The organism is Mucilaginibacter boryungensis (assembly GCF_015221995.1).
In the GTDB taxonomy this organism is placed as follows: domain Bacteria; phylum Bacteroidota; class Bacteroidia; order Sphingobacteriales; family Sphingobacteriaceae; genus Mucilaginibacter; species Mucilaginibacter boryungensis.
In genome coordinates this window covers 500,768-526,338 of sequence record NZ_JADFFM010000002.1, presented here as the reverse complement: position 1 = coordinate 526,338, position 25,571 = coordinate 500,768, and the positions used below count along the sequence as shown (strand labels likewise).

Sequence of the window (25,571 nt, the reverse complement as noted above, 5' to 3'; positions counted from 1 at the left end):
GAATCATGAAAAAGGCAATCTATTTAATATTTGCAATAACCACTTTAATTATAGTTGGTTTTGCACCTGCGTATTCGCAAACAGAGCCCAGATCAGTGGCTGCAAATCAAATTCACATTAACAAAAAAGGTGAGATACATGACCACGGTGGTACCTTATTAGGTTATATCAGTAAAGATGATATCGTAAGCGATGCCAAGGGCAATAAAGTATATTTTATAGACCGCGAAGGCAATGTTATCGATGCTAAGGGGAACAAATTAGGAAAAGCAGCAAAGAACGGCTTTTATTTCAACAACAAAGGTGAGCAGGTTTTGAAGGTGGCGGATAAAGACGCTGAGGAGTGTGAGATACTTGATCCTGCAGGGCATAATTTGGGAACCACGCACAAGAATTACAAGCTGCATGCCTGTGCCGCCCACTGTTTATTCTTAAAACAGAAAACAACTCCTCACCCGGTACATTAGAGATCATTGAATTGACAAGGGTGGCGACGCGGCAACAGAACCACCTGTAAAACGGCTTGCCAGATTTTTCTGTATCAGAAGAACTTTTTCGCCCTCAATTTCCAAATTGGGATCCGCCTTTAATAACTCATTGGGACTGGCAACATCAAACCTATTAATGGCGCGCATAATCCGTTCAAATAACTACTCTTCCAGTTTTCGTTTTTCTTCAAGGGAGCCTTTTACATTTAATTCTGTATGATCTCTTCTGATGATTCTTTACATCTTAAACGTTTGTTTCCGAAAACAAATAACTTATACCAGTAGCGTTTATAAATCTTTCCGAATACTACAGCATCATTTTCAACGAAGATATTAAGCAGGTCACTATCAGTATAATTATCGAAATTATTCATAATTGCACTTGCCGCTAAAAGCAGGAGGTTTAATTGGATTTATAGCTTATTGTCAATTAACAAATAATAACCCGCATTTTAATAACCAAACAAATTATTGAAAGTCCTTTGGATCTATTTTAAAGGGGTACTGCTTTGCGAGTTGTCAATAAAAATATAAATTCTTAATTGATCGGATCAAATTGGTTTTTACACCACTAATCTACAAAAAAGATACTTTTAACCATCATGCACTGTTGTGTATCCTCTATAATTTTATGTTGGCATAATTGTAATGATTTTAATAATATTATTAAATCGCTTATTAGCCTTAAAACGGTTACCATGCCTACATTAAATTCTAATTACTCCTATCTCTTGTTAATTATCTGTGACGACCTTTAACATTTCAAACATTACTTCCCAGCTTTCTTTTGTTTTACTTGTGTCAATTCCCGATTGCGAAAATATTAGTTCACAACCGTTTTGTTTATTTCTTATTTTAATTGATACTTTGCTTACTCCGGAAAAATGCCGGGGAACTTCTAATGTAAAAACTAATTTATTAGGTCTTTCTATTTCTAAATATTCGCCGAAATGGTCAACCTTTTCATTTTTATTTAGTTCTAAAATTGAAAATTTACCACCGACTTTTAAATCTGTTTTTATAGAAAGGATTTGGTTGTCAAGACTTTTAAACAGCCAAGATTTCATCAATTCAGGTTTTGTCCAGGCATCGAAAACAGCGGAGGGTGGAACCGAAAAGAAACGGGAAAGAATTAATCGACTACTTTGTTCCATAAATAGAAAACGTATTATGACTCAGACAAGTTTGACCGATGTAAAAAATAAAAACCCACTTAATGATAGTTTAAGTGGGTTTGACTGGTATTGAATTTTGAAGTTGCGGAGAGGGAGGGATTCGAACCCTCGATACACTTTTGGCGTATACACACTTTCCAGGCGTGCTCTTTCGACCACTCAGACACCTCTCCTGATTTTTTTGCGGATTGCAAAAGTAATACAATCCGGCGGTTATACAACAAAAAAGCGCAGCCACAAAGCCACGCTTTAACCAAAACCTAATTACAAAAACTATTACATACGCAAGCCGGTAACCACACCAGGCTCTAATAAATTCCTGTAGATGGTATGATGCAAAAAATCAATAATGGTTTAATCGGTAAAAAAATTAAGTGGCCAAAAATGCAGAACGGTTTTTTTACTTATGTTTGTTGCGGATACTATTAAAAAAAGAAAAATAAAATCTGCCTACGCCCGCATGTTGAGCATCGACGAGATCAAAAAACCTATAGCTGCTGATATTGATGTTTTTGAAGACCGGTTTAAAGCGTCTATGCAAAGCTCGGTGCCGCTGCTCGATCGTATTACCCACTATATTGTAAAACGGAAAGGCAAGCAGATAAGGCCTATGTTTGTGTTTTTTTCGGCCAGTATGTGCGGAGGGATTACGGAAGCCACACATCGTGGCGCTGCTTTAGTTGAATTGCTGCATACTGCAACCCTGGTGCACGATGATGTAGTGGATAATTCCTATCAGCGCCGTGGGTTCTTCTCTATCAACGCTCTATGGAAAAATAAAATAGCCGTTTTAGTAGGTGATTACCTGCTATCAAAAGGGCTACTGCTTTCTATTGATAACGGCGATTTTAACTTGCTGAAAATCGTATCGGAAGCGGTAAAACAAATGAGTGAAGGTGAATTGCTACAGGTAGAAAAGGTGCGCCGGATGGATATAGATGAGCCGGTATATTACGAAGTGATCAGACAGAAGACAGCCTCATTGATTGCCTCCTGCTGTGCCTGTGGTGCTGCATCGGCTGGTGCAGATGAAAACACTATCGAGAAAATGCGGTTATTTGGAGAGAAGATAGGTATTGCCTTCCAGATAAAAGATGATATGTTTGATTTTGGTACGGATGATGTGGGCAAACCTTTGGGGATTGATATTAAAGAAAAGAAGGTTACACTTCCGCTAATATACGCACTGAAAAACTGCTCGTCATCAGAAAAAAAGCATATCATCAATTTGGTAAAGAACCATCATGACGATGCGAAAAAAATTACTGAGATCATCAGGTTTGTAAATAATGCCGGTGGACTGGAATATGCCGAAACGCAAATGAAAAAGTACCAGGCTGAAGCTTTTGAAATACTAAATACTTTTGCCCCCGGCGCTGCGCGTACCGGCCTTGAACAATTGGTGCGCTTTACTACTGAACGAAATAAATAATGTCGAACGAACTGATTTTTATACTGGGTTTTGTGGTTTTCATTTTTTTAATGATGGCTGTTGACCTTGGCTTATTTGGTAAATCGGATAAACCGGTATCTATTAAACAAGCCGGTATTATGAGTGGGGTATGGGTACTGCTTTCACTCAGTTTTTATGTATTAATCCTGAATTACGGCCATCTTTTACACCATATAGATAACTTTGCGGCATTACAGCAAATTAATATTGACCATCTGCACCGGCTTAAGCTTAACCCTAACGATTTTGCTGGCAGTTTACAGCTATACCGTAAAACCCTGGCCTTAGAATTTATTACAGGTTATGTGATAGAATACGCTCTCTCTGTTGATAATATATTCGTTATCGTGCTCATTTTTACTGCTTTCGCGGTTAATCCAAGGTATTATCATAAGGTGTTGCTTTGGGGTATTATTGGCGCGGTGGTTATGCGTTTCCTGTTCATTTTTGTTGGGGCATCGTTAATTACACATTTCCATTGGGTTATGTATATTTTCGGGGCATTTTTAGTGTATACAGGGGTAATGATGTTTATTAACCGTAATGATGAGGAAGAGATCGATCCCCAAAATCATAAGGTAGTTAAGTTCGCGTCAAAATACTTCGCAGTTCATCCTAAGTTCGAGGGCGGCAAATTCTTTATCAGGATAGACCGTAAAAAACTGATCACTCCATTGTTCCTGGTATTGCTGATCATCGAGGTAACCGATCTTGTTTTCGCGGTAGATTCTATCCCGGCTATCTTTTCGGTAACAAAAGACCCTTATATCGTATTTTTCTCTAATATCTTCGCTATCCTGGGCCTGCGCAGCATGTTCTTTTTGCTGGTTAATATTATCGATAAATTCCACTATTTAAAAACCGGACTGGCTGTGTTACTGGCTTTTATAGGCGTAAAAATGCTGGCTGGCGAATACGCTGAAAAGGTAGGTTTAACCACTATGAGGTCACTGCTTATTATCCTGGCTATATTAGTGGTAAGCGTGATAGCATCGCTTGTTTTCCCAAAACAGAAGGAAGCGGTCAATTAAAATTATTAGCGCATCTTATTGCTTATTTTTGCTAAAAAATGGTAGCATTTTAACCGTTTCGAATAATTATAAATAATTAAAGATAATAATAAATTATTAGCAGTTTTTTGGTGGTTTTCCCGGTTTTTAAACCATAGAACCCCGTCTGTTTATTTCTTGCCTATTGTCCTGGTTTTTGATGAGATAAATTTGAGGCAATAGTTGTAGGAGGAGGGGGGATTGTATTAAAAGAAAAAGGCCCGATTTTCATCAGGCCTTCCTTTTTTAATATTTTTGCTTTTCTAATATTTTACTTCTTCGTATTAAAGTTTTTCGCTTTCTTCACGCTGAACTCCGGTTTGCCGTTGGGATTAATTTCAGGCGGTCCCTGGTAGTTCATAGCACAACGGAAGCCAATTTCAGCGCTGGCGTCATCCTCGTCTAAATAACGGCGGGTTGCCGGGTTTAACCAGTAGGCCCTGTCGTTCCACGAGCCGCCTTTATATACTTTTGATTTATCGCTGATCAAAGTAGTAACGCCGTAAAGTACAGTGCTCACAGTGTCATTGTAACCACGTACGTCCGGAGTATAAGGTTTACCGGCAATTGGGTTTTTAGCAGCGGGCTTAGCAGCAGCAGTAGTATTTGCCGGCGCACCGCCTTTAGCAGCTTGTTGCTCGGCAACCATTTCTGCCCAGGTTTGCTTTTTGTTCGATTTTGCAGGCACTTTTATTGGTCTGCCGTATTTATCTTTAGCATATAACCCTTTAACGGCGTCGGCATATTGTTTATTCGTAAACTCGTTACCACGGAATGGGTTAAAATCATCTGTCTCTTCAAACGAAGTTTGGCGGTAAGTATCGCCGGTCCACTCGTTTACGTTGCCTGCCATGTTATACAAACCAAAATCGTTTGGCTGGTATGAGCGTACTGGGGCTGTAATGTCAGCCTTGTCATTCAGGTAACCGCCAACACCGGCGTTATCGCCGCCGGTACGTTTAAAGTTGGCCAATATCAAGCCGCGTGTTCTTGCTTTCGGCGACCGCACACCCATGCCATTCCAGGGATATATTTTACCTTCTGTAATATTTTCAAATTGGGTATTACCGGCTAAGCCTAAAGCGGCATATTCCCACTCAGCTTCGGTAGGCAGGCGGTAGCCAGGGCGTAGTATACCGTCTTCGCGGCGTACAGGGCGCCTTACTTTGCCCGAACCAGTGTTTTTTAATGGATTAAGATCAAGCGGCATTTTTTTGCCATCAATACCGGTACCTTTATATTGACCATTCAAATAAATATCTGTATTGAAAGGGATCTTACTTGAATCAACTGCACCGGTTCCCGCTGTAGTGCCAGCCGCGCCGCCAGTAGCACCTGCGACGCCCCCTTTTGCACGTGTTTTCCAATCTACCAACTGGCCGCGTTCACGCAAAATATTCTCGTTCATGCGTTGGGTACGCCAATCGCAATAATCCTGCGCCTGGTCCCAGCTTACCCCAACAACGGGATAGTCCTGAAATTCAGAGCCGCGCAGATAATTATCTACATAAGGTTCGTTGTAAGATAACGGCCTTCTCCAAACCAGCGTATCCGGAATGGCATTGTAGTATAATTCACGGTCGTCGGGGAAATTAGTTTGCAGCCAGTACAGGTACTCGCGCCAATCGTTATTAGAAACTTCGGTCTCGTCCATGTAAAATGTCGAGATAGATTTTCTTTTACGTACGTTATTGTATTCGTAACTAACGTCTTCGCCAGCGCTGCCGCCTTGTACAAAGGTACCGCCCTCAATAGCTATCAGGCCAGGGCCGGGGGCGGGGTGTGTTTTTCTAAACACCTGGAAACCGCCATTGTATTTATCATTATAACGCATCCCTGTTTTTGGTGATTGTTGCTTTGAAGCACAACCAGCCAGTAAAAAACCAGAGCCCAACAGCACTAAAACATACCTGCTAAAATTCATTTTCATGCAATTACAATTAATCAGAGCGTAAATTTAATTAAATTATTGAAACTTATTACCGATTCTAAATTAGCGATAATTTTTCAATCATGTTACAATATTACCGTTAAACGAAATTTATGCGGTTTAGGTTATATTAAATTGAATAATTTTGATTGGCAATAAGTTTTTTATATTTATACATTAATTTTGCAAATGTGTTTTGCGTGTGTTGAAAAATTTGAAACAACGTTATAATGAAGATATTTTCCCCTGGTTTTTTTAAAATAAGTTCATTTGTTGCGGTAATGCTGCCTTTGGCGCTTAAGGCGCAAGTTGTTGGGCCAACAGGTACCAACACCAACGGCACCAGTGCAAATGCGCCAAGGGCCGGGGCGCCGTTCCTGACCATATCCCCCGATTCCCGCTCGGGAGCTATGGGCGATGCGGGCGTTGCGCTATCTCCGGATGTTAACGCAACTTTTTGGAACCCCGCAAAACTGGCATATATTGAAGGGCAAAATAATCTTTCTTTATCCTATAGCCCATGGTTAAGGCGCCTGGTGCCCGATGTTAGCCTGGCTTATTTAAGCTACGCCCGCAAGCTGGATGAGCGTAATACCTTAGGGGCATCTTTACGTTATTTTAATTTAGGTACAATTGAACTGGTTGATAATTTGCAAAACCCATTGGGAAGTTACCGCCCTAACGAGTTTTCGTTCGATGTTTCCTTTGCCCGAAAATTTGGTCAGGATTTTTCATTGGGTTTAACCGGCCGTTATATCTATTCAAGTTTAACCAACGGAAGCTTTTCTGCCGGGCAGCAAACAAAACCGGCCAGCGCTGTAGCTGCCGATGCTTCCATGTACTACAAAAAAACCACGCAGCAATTTGGTAAAGAAGCGCTTTTTGCTTTTGGTGTCGATCTATCTAACATCGGGTCGAAAATTGGTTATACGGATAACGGGCCGAAGGATTTTTTACCCGCTACGTTACGCATAGGCGCCGCTAATACCTGGTACATCGATGACTATAACGAGTTTACCTTTGCCTTTGATATTAGTAAACTGCTGGTGCCATTAACCATAACCGACAGCAACGGTAATGTAGTCAGCAACGATCAATCGGTGCCATCGGGCATATTTAATTCATTTGGCGAGGGTTTTTCTACACAGGCTAAGCAATTAACCTATTCGCCGGGTATCGAATATAGGTACAATAAACAATTTGCCTTAAGGGCAGGGTATTTTTATCAGAACCCGCTTTACGGAGGCAACCAATACCTTACCATGGGGGCTGGTTTTAAGTACGATAACTTTGATATCGATTTCTCTTACCTGGCGGCTAATCAACAGCAAAGCCCGTTATCAAACACACTGCGGTTCTCGCTTATTGTTAATTTTGGTGCGGCAAAAAAAACCGATACCAAAACGGATAACCAAACCGGGAAAAAGTAAATGGCTAAAATAAAAGTTGGGTTTGGATTTGATGTACACCAGTTAAAAGAACAGCACCCGTTTATAATGGGCGGGGTTAACTTGCAGCACACATCCGGCGCGTACGGCCACTCGGATGCCGACGTATTGTTACATGCTATTTGCGATGCTTTGCTGGGTGCAGCCAACCTGCGCGATATTGGCTTTCACTTTAAAAACACAGACGACCGCTGGAAGGGCATTAGCAGCCTGGTACTGTTACAACACGTAATGGAAATGCTTCAGGAAAAAGGCTGGGGCATTGGTAATATAGATGCGATGATATGCCTGGAAGCCCCAAAGATAAACCCGCATATCCCGGCTATGACAGCTAATATAGCCAGGGCGGCCGGTATCGATGAAGACGATATCTCTATAAAAGCTACTACTAACGAACAGATGGGCTTTATAGGCCGCCAGGAGGGCGTGGTAGCGTATGCGGTTTGTTTGATAGAAAAAATATAAACGCCTGTTAATTACCCGGCCCGCTATTAAAAATTTTGTTAATCCCGGGCGATCCGCTTTTAAGGGTAATTAAAACCACCCCATTTTTTGCGGCATTGCCATATTTCTCAACCGCTGTGCTATTTTTTAATATATCTATTTTATCAATATCCTGTGGGTTAATAGCAGCAACCGGGTTTGTTTGTGATGTGTCCGACCGGAAGATGGCTTTACCATTCAAAAAAATAATGTATAAAGGCTGCATTAACTTCCCGCGACTGGGGGCGCATATGCGTATGGTGTATTTGTTTGTATCGGGGTGTTTGCTGGTTTCAATGCGGGTGAACGCCTGTAGGGGTTTGGTACTTTTTATAATAAGTGGTGGCTTTGCAGTAGTTAGGACGGGGCTGCTGTCTTTTTGTGCTACGGATATAGCATGTATTAGTACCGATAAAATGGCCAAAAAAACCGATCTCATAACGTTAGCAATAAATGGATAACCTAATGATGCATATGAGGGTAATATTCCATAACGGCATCAGGAAAATCGTTTTATATCATTTCATTTAGGTTTAAAAGGACATACCCCTCCACCCCTCTCAAGAGGGGAATCGCACAAGCCACGCCTTTCTACCGCCATTGTTGGTGTTGTCACCAACAATTTCTAAAGAGACTGCGCAGTGTTTTTGGAGACAAACCAACAGCGGCCCGAAGTGAATATCCTGTGGGATGCCGGAATAAATTCGGCATGACGATGTGGGATGGGGAGATGTTTCCTATCGCCACTGTTGGTGTTGTCACCAACAATTTCTAAGGCTCCGGGCAAGTTGTTGATGACAAACCAACAACGGCCCTGAAGGCATGGCGATGTGGATAGGATGGAAGTTATTTCCCGCTGGCGCCGGGTTTCATTTTTACCGTACCGGTGCGTTTTAATACGCCCCAGCCGCTTAACTCGCCTTTTAAGGCCCGGCGGACCGATTTAAACAGCACCCAATACATTAACTGACGCCACACAAAACGCTGCGGGATAATGTAAACCAGCTTTTTGTAGTCCTCTTTCTCCATCCAGAAGGCCAGCATAGATACCAGCAGATCTATCACAATAAACACCGTGTAGTAAGCGATGATCTTCCCGGGTTTATCACTAAACAAACCAAATATCATTAATATATCGGCCAGCGGCGAGAACAGCGGCAGTGCAATTTGGAACAGCAGGATGTTAGGCATACCCACCATGCCAAAAAATTTATATTTTTTGTTGAAAAGGGCATCCTTGTTTTTCCAGAAGCTTTGTATCACGCCGAAACTCCAGCGGAAACGCTGTTTCATCAATGCGCTCAGGGTTTCAGGGGCTTCGGTGTAGGCAATAGCATCGTCGCAGTTACGCACAATGTAACCCAATTTCAGGATACGCATGGTCAGGTCGCAATCCTCGGCCAGGGTATCGGTTGTAAACCCGCCCGATTTAAATATGGCCGATTTACGGAACGCGCCAATAGCGCCCGGCACTACGGTAATGCTGTTTAACAGGTCGAAAGCGCGGCGGTCCATATTTTGGGCGGTAATATATTCAATAGCCTGCCAGTTAGTGATCAGGTTATGGGTGTTGCCCACTTTTACGGTACCCGCAACCGCGCCAATCTCGTCGTCGGTAAAATAGCGCATCAGGTGGTAAACCGCGTCGGTTTTTAGTTGGGTATCGGCATCAATACAAATTACATATTCGTATTGGGCATGGGTAATACCAAAGTTAAGGGCGGATGCCTTGCCACCGTTGGGTTTAGTTAATACTTGTACCAGCGGATGATCGCCATAGGCTTTAGTAACTATATCCAGCGTTTTATCTTTTGACCCGTCATCAATAAATATAATTTCGAAAACCGGGTATTCCGTCAGTAGCAAACTTTCAATGGTGCGTATAACAGTAACCTCTTCATTATAACCGGGTACAATAATACTTACCGGCGGCAGCATAGTCGGGTCGGGCATGTGTTCTTCTTCCCGCTTGTTGTCAAAATACTGCCTGAATGCTAATATGCCAATTAAAAGTATCCGGCCAATGGCCAGGAAAATGGCCGTAAGGAAAATATATTGCAATATCCAGTTACTGTAAAAATAGCTGGCAATAAAAATATCATACAGCGTACCGGTAACACCGCTGTTGGCATCGTCTTTTATAGCCGGCATCAGGTCGTCGCGCTTTTTATCCAAAATATCGGCAATAGTAGTAAACTGGTAGCCGTGACTTTTAAAGTAATGGATAATGGCAGGCAGGGCTTTTACGGTTTCTTCGCGGGTATCGCCGCCGGCATCGTGCAGCAATATCATCGAACCCTTATCATGATCGCGAATGGTGCGGGCAATAATACTATCGGCGGTTACGCCGGGTTGCCAGTCCCATGGGTCGATAGATTCGCCGATGTTAATATAGCTTTGGCGGCGGCTTTCGGCCACGGGGATAACCTCGGCCAGTGTTTGCGGCTCAGCATCGGCGTTAAAAGGCGGGCGGAACAGAATGGTACTACGCCCGGTAACCGATTCTATCAGCTTGCGGGTAGCGTTCAGTTCAAGGTTTACCCGCTGGATGCTTACCGTTGAGATGTCGGGATGAAAATAGGTATGGTTACCTATCTCGTATCCTTCATCATATTCCCGCTTAAGAATAGGTATAGCTTTTTCGGCCATTGACCCTACCACAAAGAATGCCGCAGGTACATGTTCGCGTTTCAAAATATCCAGAATGCGCGGCGTGTAATCAGGGTCGGGGCCGTCATCAAATGTCAACACTACCTTACCGGGTTTGTAGCCGTATTTGCGGATTACATATTTGGTAGGCAGATTAATATATTGCTGGTTGGTAATAGTAAAGGTTTGGGGATCAAGCGTGATATTGATCTTACCCTTATCCGGGGTAGTCACCAGGTCCAGCACCTCACCGTCGCCGGCATAATCTATATGATTATTTAACCCAACCGAAGTGAGCGGGGTAGTGTCAACACCAGTTTTGCGTAAAGAATCAATAGATAGATTTTTTTGAAAGAACGACCATAAACGTGGGTCTTCGACACCTACACGCCACAACGCAACGCCGCCGGTGGCCCAGTCGTCGGCCATGCGGATAATGTTAAAATTGGTTGCCGCATCGGTAAAGTATACGGTATGCTTAACACTATCCTGCGCTGTATAAATATAGTGCAGGTTGGCCGATTCGGTATCGTATTCTATTTTGCTTTTGTTTTCCTGAGCGGTACTAATAGCCTGCTGATAACCCATGGGGCTGCCCGGGCGGTTCTCGCCCCAATCGTACCCGCCGGCAGCGATGGTTAATATTACTTTGCTACTGGGTATCTCGTTGCAAACCCTGTCCAGTATCTCTTCTACCCAGTGCTGGTTGGATATATCGCCGGGGGTGGTGTTCTCGCCGTGCTGATCTATCGCAAATACAAAAAGATAGTCATTATAATGCTGCAGCATTTTCAAATCGTAGGCTTCGTCATCGGCAGCTACGTTTTGTGTTACCAGAAACTTTTGAGGGTGCAGGGTTTGGTACAGTTCTTTTTGAAAGGCAATATAATCTGGCGCATTACGGTCTTTAATGTCTTCAAATTCAAGGTTAACGCCCTGAAAGTTATATTTTAATAGTTTGGCAACAATACTATTGATAAATACGGTACGCGATTTTTTATTTTTAATGATACGCATCACATCGCGCGAATCCAGATACCCCGATGCATTGTTTACGTTAATATAGTTTGATAGCGAAATTATAACTGGTTTGTTATAGCGCCGGTTAAGGTTTATAAGCCCCGTATCCAGTTTTAAAGTAACCGTATCAGCTTTTGGGGTTATTACAAACCCCTCAGTAACAATCATATCCATGCGGGCTATATGATCGCGTAACGATGTGTAGGCTTGTGTTTCCCAGGCACGGTAAAAGCCTACATTTAGCCTGTCTTTATTATTGGGGTGTTTGCGGCGGTGTATCAGCAAATTGTGGCGTAATTCTACCAGTCGCTGGGTGTCAATTTTAAAATCCTTGAACTTACGTGTGCGCTTAATATAATCAAGGTCTTCTTTGGTGAATTTTTTTACGGCCTGGTTAAGGTTGGGTAAAGAAGGATATTTGGTAGAATATATGGTAATTATAGCAGCAACAATACTGCTGACAATAACGATAATAATAGCCCTGCTAAGCCACTTGAAACGGTTCCACCTACCGGGGGTATCAGCCTGAAAAACCTGTTTGCCAGCCATTAAAGGATATAATAATTAATCGGTTTAATTGTTTGCAATGAATTATGGTAAACAATTAGGGTTATTTGGATGCGGGTTTGCCTTGTTCAATATTCGAAAAATCAACTCCGCATTTGCAATTGCTGCCGCAGCCTTTTTTTACAAAAAGCGAATTGTAAAACATTTTGCCAATGTAAAACAATGCCCCTGCAAAAACTACCGCAATAATGATGCTTTGTATCATGATGCAAATTTAACTATTATATGTATATATACGATAGTATTGTAACAAAAGTATGCTGATCTTTACTTTTTGATGAAGGCTACCGTACCGCCCACCCAATCAAAATCCTTGTTATAACGCACACCAATCATTTTACCGCGACTTAGCCTGCCGAGGGTAATAGCCAGTGTGGGGTCTTCATCACCATCGGGCCATAGGTACAGTAACCGTATCTCAGCTTTTACGCCGCCATCGGGAGCTTGTATGGCGGGTTCGTAGTTTACCTTTTCCTGTAAGATCCAGTTCTCAGGGTTTTTAATAGCGCTGATATCTTCAGCCTGTACATCAATAATCACCCCCTGACCAGCAAATGAGAACAAGGGCTTTAACACGTAGTTCTCCAGGTCTGCAGGCATTTCTTCTATCTGGTTTAGGAATTGTGTTTTGGGCACAAAATCTCCTTCAAGAAAGGGCATGGTGAACTTGCTGATGCGATAGAACCAGTTAGGGTGCGGTATCCATTCCACATCAAGTGGTTGGCGGAAATCTACCACCTTGTCAAATATATGCGGGTCGCCGTCAATCTCGTCAAATATCAACCGGTTATATATCCTGCGGATGCGCTTCAGTTCGCCATCATTATCTTTATAATAAAGCTGATCGCCTTGTTGCACCAGATCATGCAGCGAAACTACGGGTATGCCCAGGTAATTTTGAGTAATATAAAAATCGACGGATGTTTTTTGTTCGGGCGCGTTCACGTCCATCAGCACAACCTCATCAGGCTGATGTTCGCCAACGATGGTTTTGCGCAAGAGTTCTATATAGCTTTCCTTGTTTAATCCGCTCAGGTAACCCGTCCATTCTTCGGGGATATCGAATGCCTTATGGTAATGCTCATCGGCATAAGCCTGGAAGCCGAACAGCGAGGGGAAACCCTGTAGTTCTATTAGTTTAGGTGTCAGTTCGCCGTGCTCATCGCGGCAAACGCCAAAATCCAAAGCAATGATATGGGCGTGGTCATTTTCGTTAGCTACCCACCATTTATCGGGGATGGCGCGCTCGGTCAACTCTTTAAAATCAGGTTGTTTAATGGTAGCAATAATATCCTCACCCGCCTGTAAAAGTTTGGCATAAAAATCATCCGAAATAAATATCGGTGTTTCGGCCAGGCGGAAGGGGATAGGTGCACGCAAGCCGGTATTCATATCAGTAAGTAGCTGCTGATATTTGGCATCGGTAAAGTTGGCATTAAATGCCTGGCGGGCTGCTGCGTCCATAGGGATTATTTATTTCGCAATTGACATTTCGCCTTTCGCAATTATTTGCTGCACTGCCTCATCCAAAAAATTAGGGATCAGCGTGTTTTGCGTGTGCATTATTTTGTCCGGGTCATCCAGGCGTTCCAGCATATCGTTGTATTTATCTTTGCCATGTTCGCTGATCACTTCCTGTTTCCTTTCTTCGGTCATTAAGTGCATTTTCATGCCCCGGGCATCGGCTTCAGGATGGAACTGTGTGCCGATAAAATAATCGTTGAAACGGATAGCCATCATAGCGCGGGACAGATCGACATAGGGCCGCTCTTTTTCAATAGCCAGTAATTGCATACCCATTTCGGTAAAGCGTTTTTCATCAGGGTGTATTACCTGCCAGCTGCGGGAATCGACGCTGTAGAACGGATCGGATAAGTTTGCTAAAACTGGTTCGCGCTTTCCGGCTACGGTTAAATGCACAGGCAAAATGCCAAACGATGGCGAACGCCGCTTGTTAATAAGGCCTAATTTATACCTGCGGCACATCATCTGGAACGAGTGGCAAACAAACAGCACATGTTTTTTATCCGGCGCGGCGGAATTATTGTGGGCTTCCAGTTCGTCCATTAATTGCATAAAGCCAATGTCCCAGGGTTCGGTTTCGCTACTCAATGGGTCGCCAGGGCCGCCGCTGCATATGTAAATGTCAAAATCAGTCCCGGGTAATATATTAGCGCCACGGGTATCAAAAACCTGGTACGTTAAGTTTAAATTGTTTTTTGTACGATACCTGTCCAGGATCTCCTGGAACCCGCGCATACCCTGGTTAACTATACCTGCGTATAGGTCGATAATGGCTACTTTAATTGTGTTTTCTGTCATTCCCACTTATATTCCCTTCAATGTTTGCGATGTGATATAATCTACCACATCTGCAAAGTTATTATTTTGCTGGTAAACCGCCAGCTGCCTGTCGGCGCCGGTGCCGTTTTCCAGTATTTTTAATACATAATTCAAATGCTGGCGACTGCCCAGTTCGTCTACCACATCATCCACAAAATCCAGCAGTTCCATAATCAGGGCACGGGTGTTCACTTCCATTTCCTTGCCAAAATCTATCATCTTGCCGTCAATGCCATAACGTGCCGCCCGCCATTTGTTTTCGTTGATAAGGGCACGGTTATAGGTAATAAACGTCATGTTTTGCTGGCGCAGTTTGTATAACTTGGCACAAAGCGCCTGGAATAGCGCCGTAAATGCCATGGTTTCCTCTACCAGCATAGGGCAATCGCAAATGCGGAACTCTATAGTTTCAAAAAACGGGTGCACGCGGATATCCCACCATATTTTTTTGGCGTTATCAATACAGTTGGTTTTTACCAGCAGTTTCACATAATTATCGTAATCCTCGATACTGTTAAAAAAGTCGGGGATGCCTGTGCGTGGAAACTTATCGAACACTTTGGTGCGGAACGATTTATAACCTGTATTACGCCCTTCCCAAAACGGCGAATTGGTTGACAGCGCGTAAACGTGCGGTAAAAAGTAGCGCACCTGGTTGGCAATATGTATAGCCATATCCCGCGACTGGATACCCACGTGTACATGTAAACCAAAAATAAGGTTACTGCGCGCGGCTTCCTGCAACTCATCCACAATATCAAAATACCGCGGGTGATCGGTGATCAACTGGTGCTGCCAGTGCGAGAAAGGGTGCGTGCCTGCCGCGCCAATGCGCAGGCCCAGGTCACCGGCCAGTTGGGCAACAGTGAGGCGTAGTTTGGCTACCTCCTTATGCGCTTCTTCGGTGTTGCGGCAAATGTGGGTGCCTACTTCAACCACAGCCTGGTGCATTTCGGCCTTTACCTGGTCTTCATGTATCTTTTGCGCGCCATCCACAATTTTTTGCTCGTGCGATGTTAGCTCCCGGGTAACCGGGTCAACCACCATAAATTCTTCTTCAACACCTAAGGTAAACTCGTTCATAATTGGTTAGGTTATGGGTTTCTCTATTGCTCATTAATGCGTCATTGCGAGGAACGAAGCAATCTACCGATAAGCAAATCCGGAATAGATAGTTTGAAGATTGCTTCGTTCCTCGCAATGACGATGGTTTATTATTTTTTAGCAGCCGGTTTTTTTGCCGCGGCTTTTGCCGGCGCTTTCTTTACTTTTGGTATCTCGCCAATACTCACATCGCCTTTTACGGCTTTGACCGATACTAATGGTTTGCCCGCCGCGCCGGTTTTTACATATTCGCCCCAGGTTAAATTGTCCTGGTTGTCTTTTTGTTTTTTGGCGCGCTCAATAGCGTAATCAGCCGATGTTTCCACTACCCAATCGAAGTTTTCCTGACCGACGCTGGTCACTTCAGCATCCGGAGCGGGATTGCAAAAGTCGATAGCGTAGGGTACGCCGTTGCGTACGGCAAATTCAACAGTGTTAAAATCGTAACCTAAATACTGGTTAAGTTTCAATACGTAATCTTTAACGGTATCCAGCAATTTTTTTGAAGCCGGGGCTTTGCCATGTTCGTAACGTAGATGGTGCGAATTGCGCGGTTCATATTGCATAATGCGCACATGTTTGCCGCCAATACAATAACAGCGGAAGTAATCGTCAAAGATGATCTCCTCCTGCAGCATCATTACGTACTGCTTGGTTTGATTGTATTTGTCCCAAAGGTCGTCAAGACTGTTGATCTGGTACACTTCCTTCCAGCCGCCGCCATCAAATGGTTTCATATAGGCCGGGAACCCTACATAAGTAAAAATGCCTTCCCAGTCTAACGGATAGGCCAGGTTACGGAACGATTTTTCGGTAGTATCATCAGGTAATTCTTTTGATGGCAGGATCACCGTTTTAGGTACCGGTACGCCAATCTTCACAGCCAGGGCGTTATTGAAAAATTTCTCGTCGGCGCTCCACCAAAAGGGATTGTTAATAACAGCGGTACCGCAAATGGCCGCGTTCTTTAGCGCCGCGCGATAAAAGGGCACATCCTGCGATATACGGTCGATAATAACCGAATAGCCCATAGGTTCGGCCTGCATTACTTTATCTATGCGGACAAATTCGGCGCTGATACCTTTGCCCCCCGTCTTTTGGTTCACCCGGTCGACAAATGCCTGCGGGAACGAATTTTCCTGCCCGAAAAGGATACCTATTTTTTTCATATGTGTCTGTGTTTGTATTGCGGTTATCGGTTTGCTGTTATAGTGCCATATCCTTGTCTAATTTGTTTAACCCTTTATCAACGATAAATAATGCGGGAACATTTCGCGCCAGATGGGCCAGTCGTGGTTAGCGAACGGGCGGATATCCAACCAATGGTTAATACCCTTAGCGTTCAAAATGTTTGACATCTCCATATTATAACCCTTGCACATATCATGTTCAGATGTCCCCAGTATAATATTCATTTTCCATAGGTCGGGGTTATTATCGCCCGGCACAAAATCTACCGGGTTGTTGTAAAAAATATCGTCGTTATAAAAGCCGTCGGTAAATTGCTTAATGTCAAACGCGCCGCCCATAGTAAACAGGTTGCTCACTTTATCGGGATGTTTAAAAGCAAAATTGGCAGCGTGGTAACCGCCAAAGCTACAGCCAGCTACGGCTACTTTGCCAACGCCGGTCTCGTGCATGGTCCAGGGCGCCAGTTCCTCGTTCAGCATACGGTCGTACCAAACATGGTTATAAGCCCGTGCAGCAGGGTGTACTTCCTTGTTGTACCAGGTCAGGTGGTCTATACTATCCGGACAGTATATTTTTACCAACCCCTGCTCAATAAACCACCGCGCGCTTTCAATAAGGCCTTCATCCTTGTTTTGAAAATAACGGCCTTTGGTGGTAGGGAACAGGATAAGCGGATAGCCCCTGTCGCCAAAAACCAGCATCTCAAGGTCGGTACCCAGGTTATGCGAATACCAGCGGTGATATTGTTCTGTCACAATATATCTTGATTTTTAAGTACGGTAAGATAAGTGCTTTGTTTTAAAAAGACAACACCGTGTAAATTAATAGGTTTTAATTTTATGTTTAGGTTGATAAGCGTACTTTTGTGGCTTTAATATTTGTCTTTTAGTTAGACCCCTTATTAACGAAACTGCAACTTGCAGAGACAGCGTCTTCCCCTGATTCAGGGGAAAACTAAGACAGTGCTATAGCAATGGCTTACAAAGGGGTGAATAATTGACATATGCATATATAATACTATTGATGATGAATTTGTGCTGGCCCGATCTTGAAATGACCGTTACCGAAACGCTTTTAACCATAAACTCTACCCACCTTAATCGCGAGGTTACATATACCCTGCTGCTGCCAAATGAATTTGCCGGTACCGAGCCACTAAATTTATTATTGTTGAATGACGGACAGGAAGCCGAAAACCTGCAGTTGGCTGATACATTGCAAGACTTATATAATGCCAACCGCATTAAGCCAACAGCCATAGTCGCGATAAATTGCGGCGACGAGCGCATACAGGAATATGGTGTAGCTGGTCATCCTGATTTTAAAAAGCGTGGTTCAAAAGCCGACCTTTATACCAAGTTTATTATAGAGGAATTGCTGCCTGATATCAGGAATCAACTGGGGATGGGGGTGTTTGGTACTGTGGCTTTTGCGGGGTTCTCTTTAGGTGGCTTATCGGCGCTGGATATTGCCTGGAATAATCCGGATGTATTTAATATGGTGGGTGTGTTCTCGGGCTCGTTATGGTGGCGTAGTAAGGATTTGGGCAAGGGCTATACGGATGACGACCGGATAATGCACCGTATTATCCGCGAAAGCAAAATCAAACCCAACCTGAAGTTCTGGCTGCAAACCGGCACCAAAGATGAAACCGTCGACCGCAACCGCAATGGCATTATTGATGCTATTGACGATACTATTGACCTGATAAAAGAACTGCAGGCCAAAGGCTATACCCGCGATGATATTACTTATATTGAAATGGTAGGCGGCGAACATAACGTTGCCACCTGGGCCAAAGCCATGCCTAAGTTTTTGGTGAAAGCGTTTGGGAAGTAAGTAAGTCATTTGTCACTGGTCGTTAGTCATTAGTGCAGAACCGCTCGAAAAGTAAACCCGATTGTAGCGGAAACCCCGCAGCGTGTTGGGGCGTGTGTGCAAGAAAGCGAGGAGTTGGAACGGAAAGCGGGAATAAACATTGATTGTAGCAATAGCATTGCTTTCCCAAAACAAACACACATTTAGTCTGTGTTTGGTAATAGCATCGAACATATTAAGTGTTAAATTTACCATAGATAAAAATAAAATGTCTATAACCACCGAAAACGAAAGAATTGGGATGCAGCAGGCAAGCGATGCTGTTGCCATCACCCTTAAGAAAATGCGGGAGTATGCCAGACCAGGTATTTCGACAAAGGAACTTGACGAGTACGGCGGCGAATTACTGGCACAGATGGGCGCCCGTTCTGCACCAAAGCTAACTTATGATTTCCCAGGGCATACCTGTATTAGCATTAACGAGGAAGCCGCGCATGGCATACCATCGGCAGATAAGCTATTGAAAGAGGGTGACCTGGTAAATATTGATGTATCGGCAGAACTGAATGGCTATTGGGCCGATAACGGCGGTTCGTTTGTATTGGGCGAGGATATCCACGGCCATGGCAAACTGGTGGAAGCGTCGAAAGAAATATTGAGGAAGGCGATCAGTAATATCAAAGGCGGTGTCAGGATATCTGAGATAGGCAGGTTGATAGAAGCCGAAGCCAAAAAAGCTGGTTACACGGTAATTAAAAACCTTACCGGACATGGCGTAGGCCGCAGCCTGCACGAAGAACCGCACGAGATAGCTAACTACTGCGATAGGTATAACACCGCGCGTTTCAAAAAGAATTCGGTAGTGGCCATAGAAACTTTCATTTCCACACGGTCAACAATAGCCGATACCCAGGCCGATGGCTGGACGCTAACGGGGAATAAAGGTGGTTTTGTTGCACAGCACGAGCATACTATTATGGTAACCGGCGGACAGCCGGTGATATTTACGGCGCAAAACGGTATTTGGGATTAATTGGGCAAACTGCAATGTAAACAATTGCTAATGACCATAAATTGGGGACTTACGTACGATCATTCCCGTAATTAATTTGTCATTTACACAGGTTAGGTTTGTGTTAATCCTTTTTATTCCCATATATTAACCTTACCTTTGCGCAAAATTTAAGAGGCGCATTTCAATGCAAAAAATAAGAAACATCGCGATTATCGCACACGTTGACCACGGCAAAACTACTTTGGTTGATAAGATCCTGCACAGCTGTGCAATTTTCCGTGAAGGCCAGGAAACTGGTGAACTGATATTGGATAACAACGACCTGGAACGTGAACGTGGCATTACCATCGTATCAAAAAACGTTTCGGTAATGTATAAAGACGTTAAGATAAACATTATTGATACCCCTGGTCACGCCGACTTTGGCGGCGAGGTGGAACGTGTGTTGAAAATGGCCGACGGCGTTTTACTACTATGCGATGCTTTTGAAGGCGCTATGCCGCAAACCCGTTTTGTGACACAAAAGGCTTTGGCTTTAGGCTTAAAACCAATTGTGGTAGTAAACAAGGTAGATAAAGAAAACTGCCGCCCTGAAGAAGTTTACGAGCAGATTTTTGAATTATTCTTCAACCTTGAAGCAACTGAAGAACAACTGGATTTCCCGGTTATCTACGGTTCATCAAAACAAGGCTGGATGAGCACCGACTATAAAAAACCTACCGAAGATATCTTCCCGTTAATGGATGCTATCCTGGAGAATATCCCGCCGGCACCTATTAATGAGGGTTCCCTGCAAATGCAGATCACATCGCTGGATTATTCATCTTTCGTTGGCCGTATCGCTATTGGCCGTGTAGCACGCGGCACCATTAAAGAGAACCAACCGGTTTCTTTGGTAAAACGCGATGGTACTATCCAGAAATCGCGTATAAAAGAACTATACACTTTTGAAGGTTTAGGTAAAGTAAAAGCAACCTCAGTATCAGCCGGCGATATTTGCGCCGTGGTTGGTATTGATGGTTTTGATATTGGCGATACCATTGCCGATTTTGAAAACCCTGAACAATTGGAAGTTATCCATATTGACGAACCTACCATGAACATGCTGTTCACCATTAATACCTCACCGTTTTTTGGTAAAGAAGGCAAGTTTGTAACATCACGCCACCTGCGCGACCGTTTGTACAAAGAGATGGAGAAAAACCTGGCGCTGAAGGTTGTTGAAACCGAATCGCCGGATTCGTACCTGGTTTATGGCCGTGGTATCCTCCACTTGTCGGTACTGATTGAAACCATGCGCCGCGAAGGTTATGAGTTGCAGGTTGGTCAGCCGCAGGTAATTGTTAAGGAAATTGACGGGGTGAAATGTGAGCCGGTTGAAACACTGATCGTTGACGTTCCGGGTGATGTTGCCGGTAAGGTAATTGAACTGGTTACCCAACGTAAAGGCGACCTGTTGGTAATGGAACCAAAAGGCGACTTGCAACACTTGGAATTCGAGATCCCTGCACGCGGTATCATCGGTTTGCGTAATAACGTATTAACCGCTACCGGCGGCGAGGCTATTATGGCACACCGCTTTAAAGCTTACGAGCCATGGAAGGGTAATATCCCGGGCCGTTTAAATGGTGTATTAGTATCTATGGATACCGGTAAAACCACTGCTTTCGCTATTGATAAGTTGCAAGACCGCGGCCGTTTCTTTATCGATCCGGGTGTTGATATTTACGAAGGCCAGGTATTAGGCGAGCATATCCGCGATAACGATTTGGTGATCAACCTAACCAAAGGCAAGCAGTTAACCAACATGCGTGCATCAGGCAGCGATACCAACGTTAGGATTGCCCCGGCTATTAAATTCTCGTTAGAGGAGTCGATGGAATACATACAGGCAGATGAATACATTGAGGTAACCCCGCAAAGCATACGTTTACGTAAAATATTCCTGAACGAGAACGAGCGTAAGGTAAACGCTAAAAAGTTTGTGAACCAATAATTGTAAGTGATTAGTTGGTTAGTGATTAGGTTGCTACTCAGATACGAATCAATTATCCAACTTCGGTTTAACTAATAACAAGAGCTTTCTGTAATTACAGGGAGCTCTTTTCTTTTTTATACATTTGCGCCTTAACTATGCGTATCCCCAACATCCCCGGTTTTGACCAGCAGGCCCTTGAAAAGTATTTTAAAAATACGGGCTGGTTGTTTATTGGGCGCGTTGGCAGCTTGCTGATAAAAATGGCCGTTAGTATTATGGTGGCCAACTACCTCGGTAAAGCTACGCTGGGCGTTATAACCGGCGGTGTAACTTATGTTTACCTGTTTGCTGCAATTGCCACCTTAGGACTGGATCAGTTTATTGTTAAGGAGCTGCATCAATACCCCGAGAACCGCGATCAGATACTGGGGACTTCCTTCGGCATGAAAATACTGGCGGGGCTATGCTGCATTCCGCTTATTTGGTTAACCTATCAAATTTATCCTGCCAAAGGCACTCCATATAATTACATTCTTATTTTTTCCAGTATGGGTGTAATTCAAGCCTTCAATGTTATCGATTCTTATTTTCAGTCCCAGGTTCAGTCTAAATATATTATGCAAGTGCAGGTTGCAGGTAACCTGGTATCGGCAGCTATAAAGCTTGCTTTAATATGCCTGCACATGCCATTGATATATTTTGTTTATGCTTATGCTTTAGATATCCTGCTGATATCGCTTGGATATTATTTTACGTATCAGCGTAAAGGGCGCAGCATGTTTAACTGGGTGTATAATAACCAATTAGCCCGAAAGCTGTTATTATATTCATGGCCGTTAATTATTTCAGGTATAATGGTATCGCTTTACATGAAAATAGACCAGTTAATGTTGCAAAATTTGTATAGCGTTGCCGAAGCTGGCGCCTACAGTACAGTAGCCAGTTTAAGCGAAGCATGGAACTTTATACCCTCGGTAATTGTAACCTCGTTGTTTCCGGCTATACTAAATGCCCGTCGCGATGATATTGGGCGCTACAAAAAACGTATCCAGCATTTGTACGATTTGATGGTATACATCAGTTTACCTATTGCTATCACCATCACCTTTGCCGCACCCTTTATTTATAAATACCTGTTCCGCCCGGAATACGCTTATGCTGCGCCTACCTTGTCGGTACACATATGGTCGGGTGTATTTGTCTTTTTAGGGGCGGCCAGCAGCCAATATTTAATTGCAGAAGGTTTCAATACACTCACATTTGTGCGCACAGGCTTTGGGGCAATAGTTAACATCCTTTTAAACTTATTGTTGATTCCTAAAATGGGGATGATGGGAGCGGCCATAGCTACTTTGGTGGCCTACGCCAGCGCTACTTTTTTTATATTGTTTATTCCCAAAGTAAGTAAACAGGGTATTATGATGTTAAAATCATTATTCCTAATTTCACTCTTTCAAAAAATTATTAAACGTTGAGTAATTTATCATCTATAATAGGCTTGCTGACTAAGCCGGCAAGGTTGCGTTCCCTGCTTTCATTCAACAAAAAAGGTTATTTAAAAGAGATTGGCTGGTTCAACTCGTTAGAACGCCAGGCGCCTGTTGACAGGCTTGGTAACCCTATACCATGGGTAACCTATTCGTTTATCGATTTTATGAAAGAACGTATTAGCAAGCAGCATAGCGTTTTTGAATTTGGTTCGGGCAACTCTACTTTCTTTTATGCCAAATATGCTGGTAAGGTAGTATCGGTTGAGCATGACCAGGAATGGTATAACAAAATTGTAACTACAAAGCCCGATAACGCCGAAATGATATTTACTGAGCTTAAAACCAACGGCGACTACTGCCGCATGCCGGTAAAACTCGACCAAAAGTTTGATATTGTCATTGTAGACGGTCGCGACCGGGTTAACTGTTGTAAACAGGCAGTTGATGCTTTAACACCGGAAGGGGTAATAGTGCTGGACGATTCGGAACGGGAGTTTTATAATGAAGCGATTATGTTTTTAAAAGACAAAGGGTTTAAACAGCTATCGTTTAGTGGTATATCGCCGGGCTTGTTCTATAATAAAGCTACTTCGGTTTTTTATAAGGCAGCTAACTGTTTAGGGATATAAAATGGAAGGGAAGGTTATCAGCACCAATGTAAAGGCTGCTTACGACGAGTTTTACCAAAAGCACGATGTAGCCTGGCGTATGCTGGGTGCCAAATATAAAGCACAGCATATTATTGATGTGTGCAAGGGCCATTCATTTAACACGGTGCTTGAAGTTGGCGCCGGCGATGGCAGTATCCTGAAATTATTGTCTGAACAAAACTTTGCACCGGGATATGATGCGGTAGAGATATCGGACAGCGGGGTAGGGTTAATAAAAACCGCCGGGATAAAAAACCTGCGTTCGGTGCAGGAGTTTGATGGTTATAAGTTGCCTTTCGGCGATGGTAGTTTCGACCTGATCATCCTCTCGCACGTGCTGGAGCATGTAGAACACGAGCGGATGCTGCTGCGCGAGATAAAACGGGTAGCTAAGATGTTTGTGATAGAAGTGCCGCTTGATTACCGTGTGGGCGTGGATAAACGTATTAAACATTTTTTGGCTTACGGGCATATTAATGTATATACGCCAACATCGCTGCGCTATTTACTGGGTACCGAAGGATTGGAGGTTGTTAACGACCTGACCAGCATGATTGAACCGGAAGTTACCCGCTTTAATACCTATATTAACCAGAAGAAAAATAAAAATTTACTAACCAGTATAAAAATTACTGCCGAATACACGTTAAAGAACCTGATGGCCGGTATAATGGGGAAGAAAAAACGTGAAGGATTGGCTAATGCCTACACCGTTTTGTGTAAAAAAGCCGAACATCAACCGGAGTTGTTTTAACTAATACCGATATATTATTGAATTAAAGCTTGGTGTGTTCAGCCTTTAGCTTTCTCTTATAAAATGCAAAAACTTGCCCCAATAGCCCTGTTTGTTTATAACCGGCCCGACCATACGCGCCGCACGCTTAGCTATTTGCAAAAAAATGTATTGGCCGATGAATCGCGCCTGTTCATTTTTTCGGATGCGGCTAAAACTGCTGCCGAACAGGATAAGGTAACCGAGGTACGTAACATTATAGGCAATATAACAGGCTTTAAAACTGTAAAGGTTATTGAGCGCAAGCAAAACATGGGCTTGGCTAATTCCATTATTGATGGGGTTACCCAACTGGTAAATGAATATGGTAGTATAATTGTGTTTGAGGATGACCTGCTGTCATCACCTTATACGTTGCAATATTTTAATGAAGCCCTTGCCCGTTACCAGAACGAAGAGCAGGTGATGCATATTGGGGCGTATATGTATAACCTGCAGGATAAAACCTTGCCGCAAACCTTTATGTTCCGCGCAGCCACCAGTTGGGGCTGGGCCACCTGGGCCCGCGCCTGGAAAAGTTTTGAACCCGATATTGATACATTGATGCCACAGTTTGACCAGCAGAAGATCAACAGGTTCTCTATTGAAGGTACCATGAATTTCTGGAAACAAATGCAGGGTTTCAAAGCCGGTAAAAATAACTCGTGGGCTATACGCTGGTATGCCTCTATATTTCTGAAAAGTGGTTTAACGTTAAACCCCTCGCATTCATTAATACATAATATAGGTAACGATGGCACAGGTACGCACTCCAATAACGAACATATGTATGGTGTGCAGGTAGCCCAAAAGCCGGTAACGTCATTCCCCGATGTTATCGAAGAAAATCAGCAGGCTTACCAGGCCATTAAACATTTCCTTCGCCATCGTAAAGGTACTATCTGGCAAAGGGTAATACGGTTTGTGCAACAGCAGGTAAGAAGATAA

22 protein-coding genes and 1 tRNA gene are annotated in these 25,571 nt (G+C 43.4%); 12 read left to right on the top strand and 11 right to left on the bottom strand.

Going from position 1 to position 25,571, the window contains the following annotated elements:
* Positions 1–5 precede the first annotated feature (5 nt).
* The gene (locus IRJ18_RS15200) at positions 6–467 is read left to right on the top strand and encodes a DUF3659 domain-containing protein (RefSeq protein WP_194107166.1); all 462 of its coding nucleotides are present in this window, start codon (positions 6–8) and stop codon (positions 465–467) included.
* Between the two features lie 755 nt (positions 468–1,222).
* On the opposite strand, the gene IRJ18_RS15195 is transcribed toward IRJ18_RS15200, so the two are convergent.
* Positions 1,223–1,642, bottom strand: a complete 420-nt coding sequence (locus IRJ18_RS15195; protein ID WP_194107165.1) for an SRPBCC family protein — start codon at positions 1,640–1,642, stop codon at positions 1,223–1,225.
* A gap of 106 nt (positions 1,643–1,748) precedes the next feature.
* Positions 1,749–1,836: transfer RNA gene (locus IRJ18_RS15190), tRNA-Ser, on the bottom strand.
* 287 nt (positions 1,837–2,123) lie between these two features.
* On the opposite strand from IRJ18_RS15190, the gene IRJ18_RS15185 reads away from it, so the two are divergent.
* On the top strand, positions 2,124–3,095 hold the full coding sequence (locus tag IRJ18_RS15185; protein ID WP_194108251.1) for a polyprenyl synthetase family protein: 972 nt from the start codon (positions 2,124–2,126) through the stop codon (positions 3,093–3,095).
* Positions 3,095–4,147: a TerC/Alx family metal homeostasis membrane protein gene (locus tag IRJ18_RS15180; protein WP_194107164.1), complete on the top strand. Its 1,053-nt coding sequence runs from the start codon at positions 3,095–3,097 to the stop codon at positions 4,145–4,147. Before IRJ18_RS15185 ends, IRJ18_RS15180 begins: the two co-directional genes overlap by 1 nt.
* A 289-nt stretch (positions 4,148–4,436) precedes the next feature.
* On the opposite strand, the gene IRJ18_RS15175 is transcribed toward IRJ18_RS15180, so the two are convergent.
* Positions 4,437–6,095, bottom strand: coding sequence for an SUMF1/EgtB/PvdO family nonheme iron enzyme (locus IRJ18_RS15175; RefSeq protein ID WP_194107163.1), 1,659 nt, complete (start codon positions 6,093–6,095; stop codon positions 4,437–4,439).
* A 230-nt stretch (positions 6,096–6,325) separates the two neighbouring features.
* Between IRJ18_RS15175 and porV the strand changes: the two genes are divergently transcribed.
* Together porV and ispF are read left to right on the top strand one after the other, a co-directional pair.
* A complete protein-coding gene (porV, locus tag IRJ18_RS15170; RefSeq protein ID WP_194107162.1) occupies positions 6,326–7,525 on the top strand; it encodes a type IX secretion system outer membrane channel protein PorV in 1,200 nt (399 codons plus the stop codon).
* Positions 7,526–8,008 carry a 2-C-methyl-D-erythritol 2,4-cyclodiphosphate synthase gene (gene ispF, locus IRJ18_RS15165; RefSeq protein ID WP_194107161.1) on the top strand — a complete coding sequence of 161 codons (483 nt, stop codon included), beginning with the start codon at positions 7,526–7,528 and terminating at the stop codon, positions 8,006–8,008. It abuts the gene before it with no gap.
* Positions 8,009–8,015: 7 nt separating this feature from the next.
* Here ispF and IRJ18_RS15160 read toward each other — a convergent pair whose 3' ends face one another.
* The 8 genes from IRJ18_RS15160 to IRJ18_RS15125 form a co-directional block, all read right to left on the bottom strand.
* Positions 8,016–8,465: a TonB-dependent receptor gene (locus tag IRJ18_RS15160; RefSeq protein WP_194107160.1), complete on the bottom strand. Its 450-nt coding sequence runs from the start codon at positions 8,463–8,465 to the stop codon at positions 8,016–8,018.
* A 407-nt stretch (positions 8,466–8,872) separates the two neighbouring features.
* Complete coding sequence (locus IRJ18_RS15155) at positions 8,873–12,244, bottom strand: glycosyltransferase (protein ID WP_194107159.1); 3,372 nt, start codon at positions 12,242–12,244, stop codon at positions 8,873–8,875.
* Positions 12,245–12,305: 61 nt separating this feature from the next.
* Positions 12,306–12,467: a FeoB-associated Cys-rich membrane protein gene (locus IRJ18_RS15150; protein ID WP_228072883.1), complete on the bottom strand. Its 162-nt coding sequence runs from the start codon at positions 12,465–12,467 to the stop codon at positions 12,306–12,308.
* Positions 12,468–12,529: 62 nt separating this feature from the next.
* On the bottom strand, positions 12,530–13,726 hold the full coding sequence (locus tag IRJ18_RS15145; protein ID WP_194107158.1) for a hypothetical protein: 1,197 nt from the start codon (positions 13,724–13,726) through the stop codon (positions 12,530–12,532).
* A 9-nt stretch (positions 13,727–13,735) separates the two neighbouring features.
* On the bottom strand, positions 13,736–14,584 hold the full coding sequence (locus IRJ18_RS15140) for a type 1 glutamine amidotransferase (RefSeq protein ID WP_194107157.1): 849 nt from the start codon (positions 14,582–14,584) through the stop codon (positions 13,736–13,738).
* Between the two features lie 6 nt (positions 14,585–14,590).
* Positions 14,591–15,688: a carboxylate-amine ligase gene (locus tag IRJ18_RS15135; protein WP_194107156.1), complete on the bottom strand. Its 1,098-nt coding sequence runs from the start codon at positions 15,686–15,688 to the stop codon at positions 14,591–14,593.
* 131 nt (positions 15,689–15,819) lie between these two features.
* Positions 15,820–16,878 (bottom strand): ATP-grasp domain-containing protein, encoded by a 1,059-nt coding sequence (locus IRJ18_RS15130; protein WP_194107155.1) that lies wholly within the window; start codon positions 16,876–16,878, stop codon positions 15,820–15,822.
* 66 nt (positions 16,879–16,944) lie between these two features.
* Positions 16,945–17,655 (bottom strand): esterase family protein, encoded by a 711-nt coding sequence (locus IRJ18_RS15125; RefSeq protein WP_194107154.1) that lies wholly within the window; start codon positions 17,653–17,655, stop codon positions 16,945–16,947.
* Between the two features lie 268 nt (positions 17,656–17,923).
* Here IRJ18_RS15125 and IRJ18_RS15120 point away from each other — a divergent pair, with 268 nt between their 5' ends.
* The 7 genes from IRJ18_RS15120 (at position 17,924) to IRJ18_RS15090 (ending at position 25,571) form a co-directional block, all read left to right on the top strand.
* Positions 17,924–18,739, top strand: a complete 816-nt coding sequence (locus tag IRJ18_RS15120) for an alpha/beta hydrolase (protein ID WP_228072881.1) — start codon at positions 17,924–17,926, stop codon at positions 18,737–18,739.
* A 247-nt stretch (positions 18,740–18,986) separates the two neighbouring features.
* On the top strand, positions 18,987–19,751 hold the full coding sequence (map, locus tag IRJ18_RS15115; RefSeq protein WP_194107153.1) for a type I methionyl aminopeptidase: 765 nt from the start codon (positions 18,987–18,989) through the stop codon (positions 19,749–19,751).
* A gap of 166 nt (positions 19,752–19,917) precedes the next feature.
* Complete coding sequence (gene typA, locus IRJ18_RS15110; RefSeq protein ID WP_194107152.1) at positions 19,918–21,729, top strand: translational GTPase TypA; 1,812 nt, start codon at positions 19,918–19,920, stop codon at positions 21,727–21,729.
* Positions 21,730–21,866: 137 nt separating this feature from the next.
* Positions 21,867–23,186 (top strand): flippase, encoded by a 1,320-nt coding sequence (locus tag IRJ18_RS15105; protein ID WP_194107151.1) that lies wholly within the window; start codon positions 21,867–21,869, stop codon positions 23,184–23,186.
* Complete coding sequence (locus tag IRJ18_RS15100; RefSeq protein ID WP_194107150.1) at positions 23,183–23,830, top strand: class I SAM-dependent methyltransferase; 648 nt, start codon at positions 23,183–23,185, stop codon at positions 23,828–23,830. The genes IRJ18_RS15105 and IRJ18_RS15100 overlap by 4 nt, the downstream gene beginning before the upstream one ends.
* 1 nt (position 23,831) lies before the next feature.
* On the top strand, positions 23,832–24,605 hold the full coding sequence (locus tag IRJ18_RS15095) for a class I SAM-dependent methyltransferase (RefSeq protein ID WP_194107149.1): 774 nt from the start codon (positions 23,832–23,834) through the stop codon (positions 24,603–24,605).
* Between the two features lie 63 nt (positions 24,606–24,668).
* Complete coding sequence (locus IRJ18_RS15090; RefSeq protein WP_194107148.1) at positions 24,669–25,571, top strand: glycosyltransferase family protein; 903 nt, start codon at positions 24,669–24,671, stop codon at positions 25,569–25,571.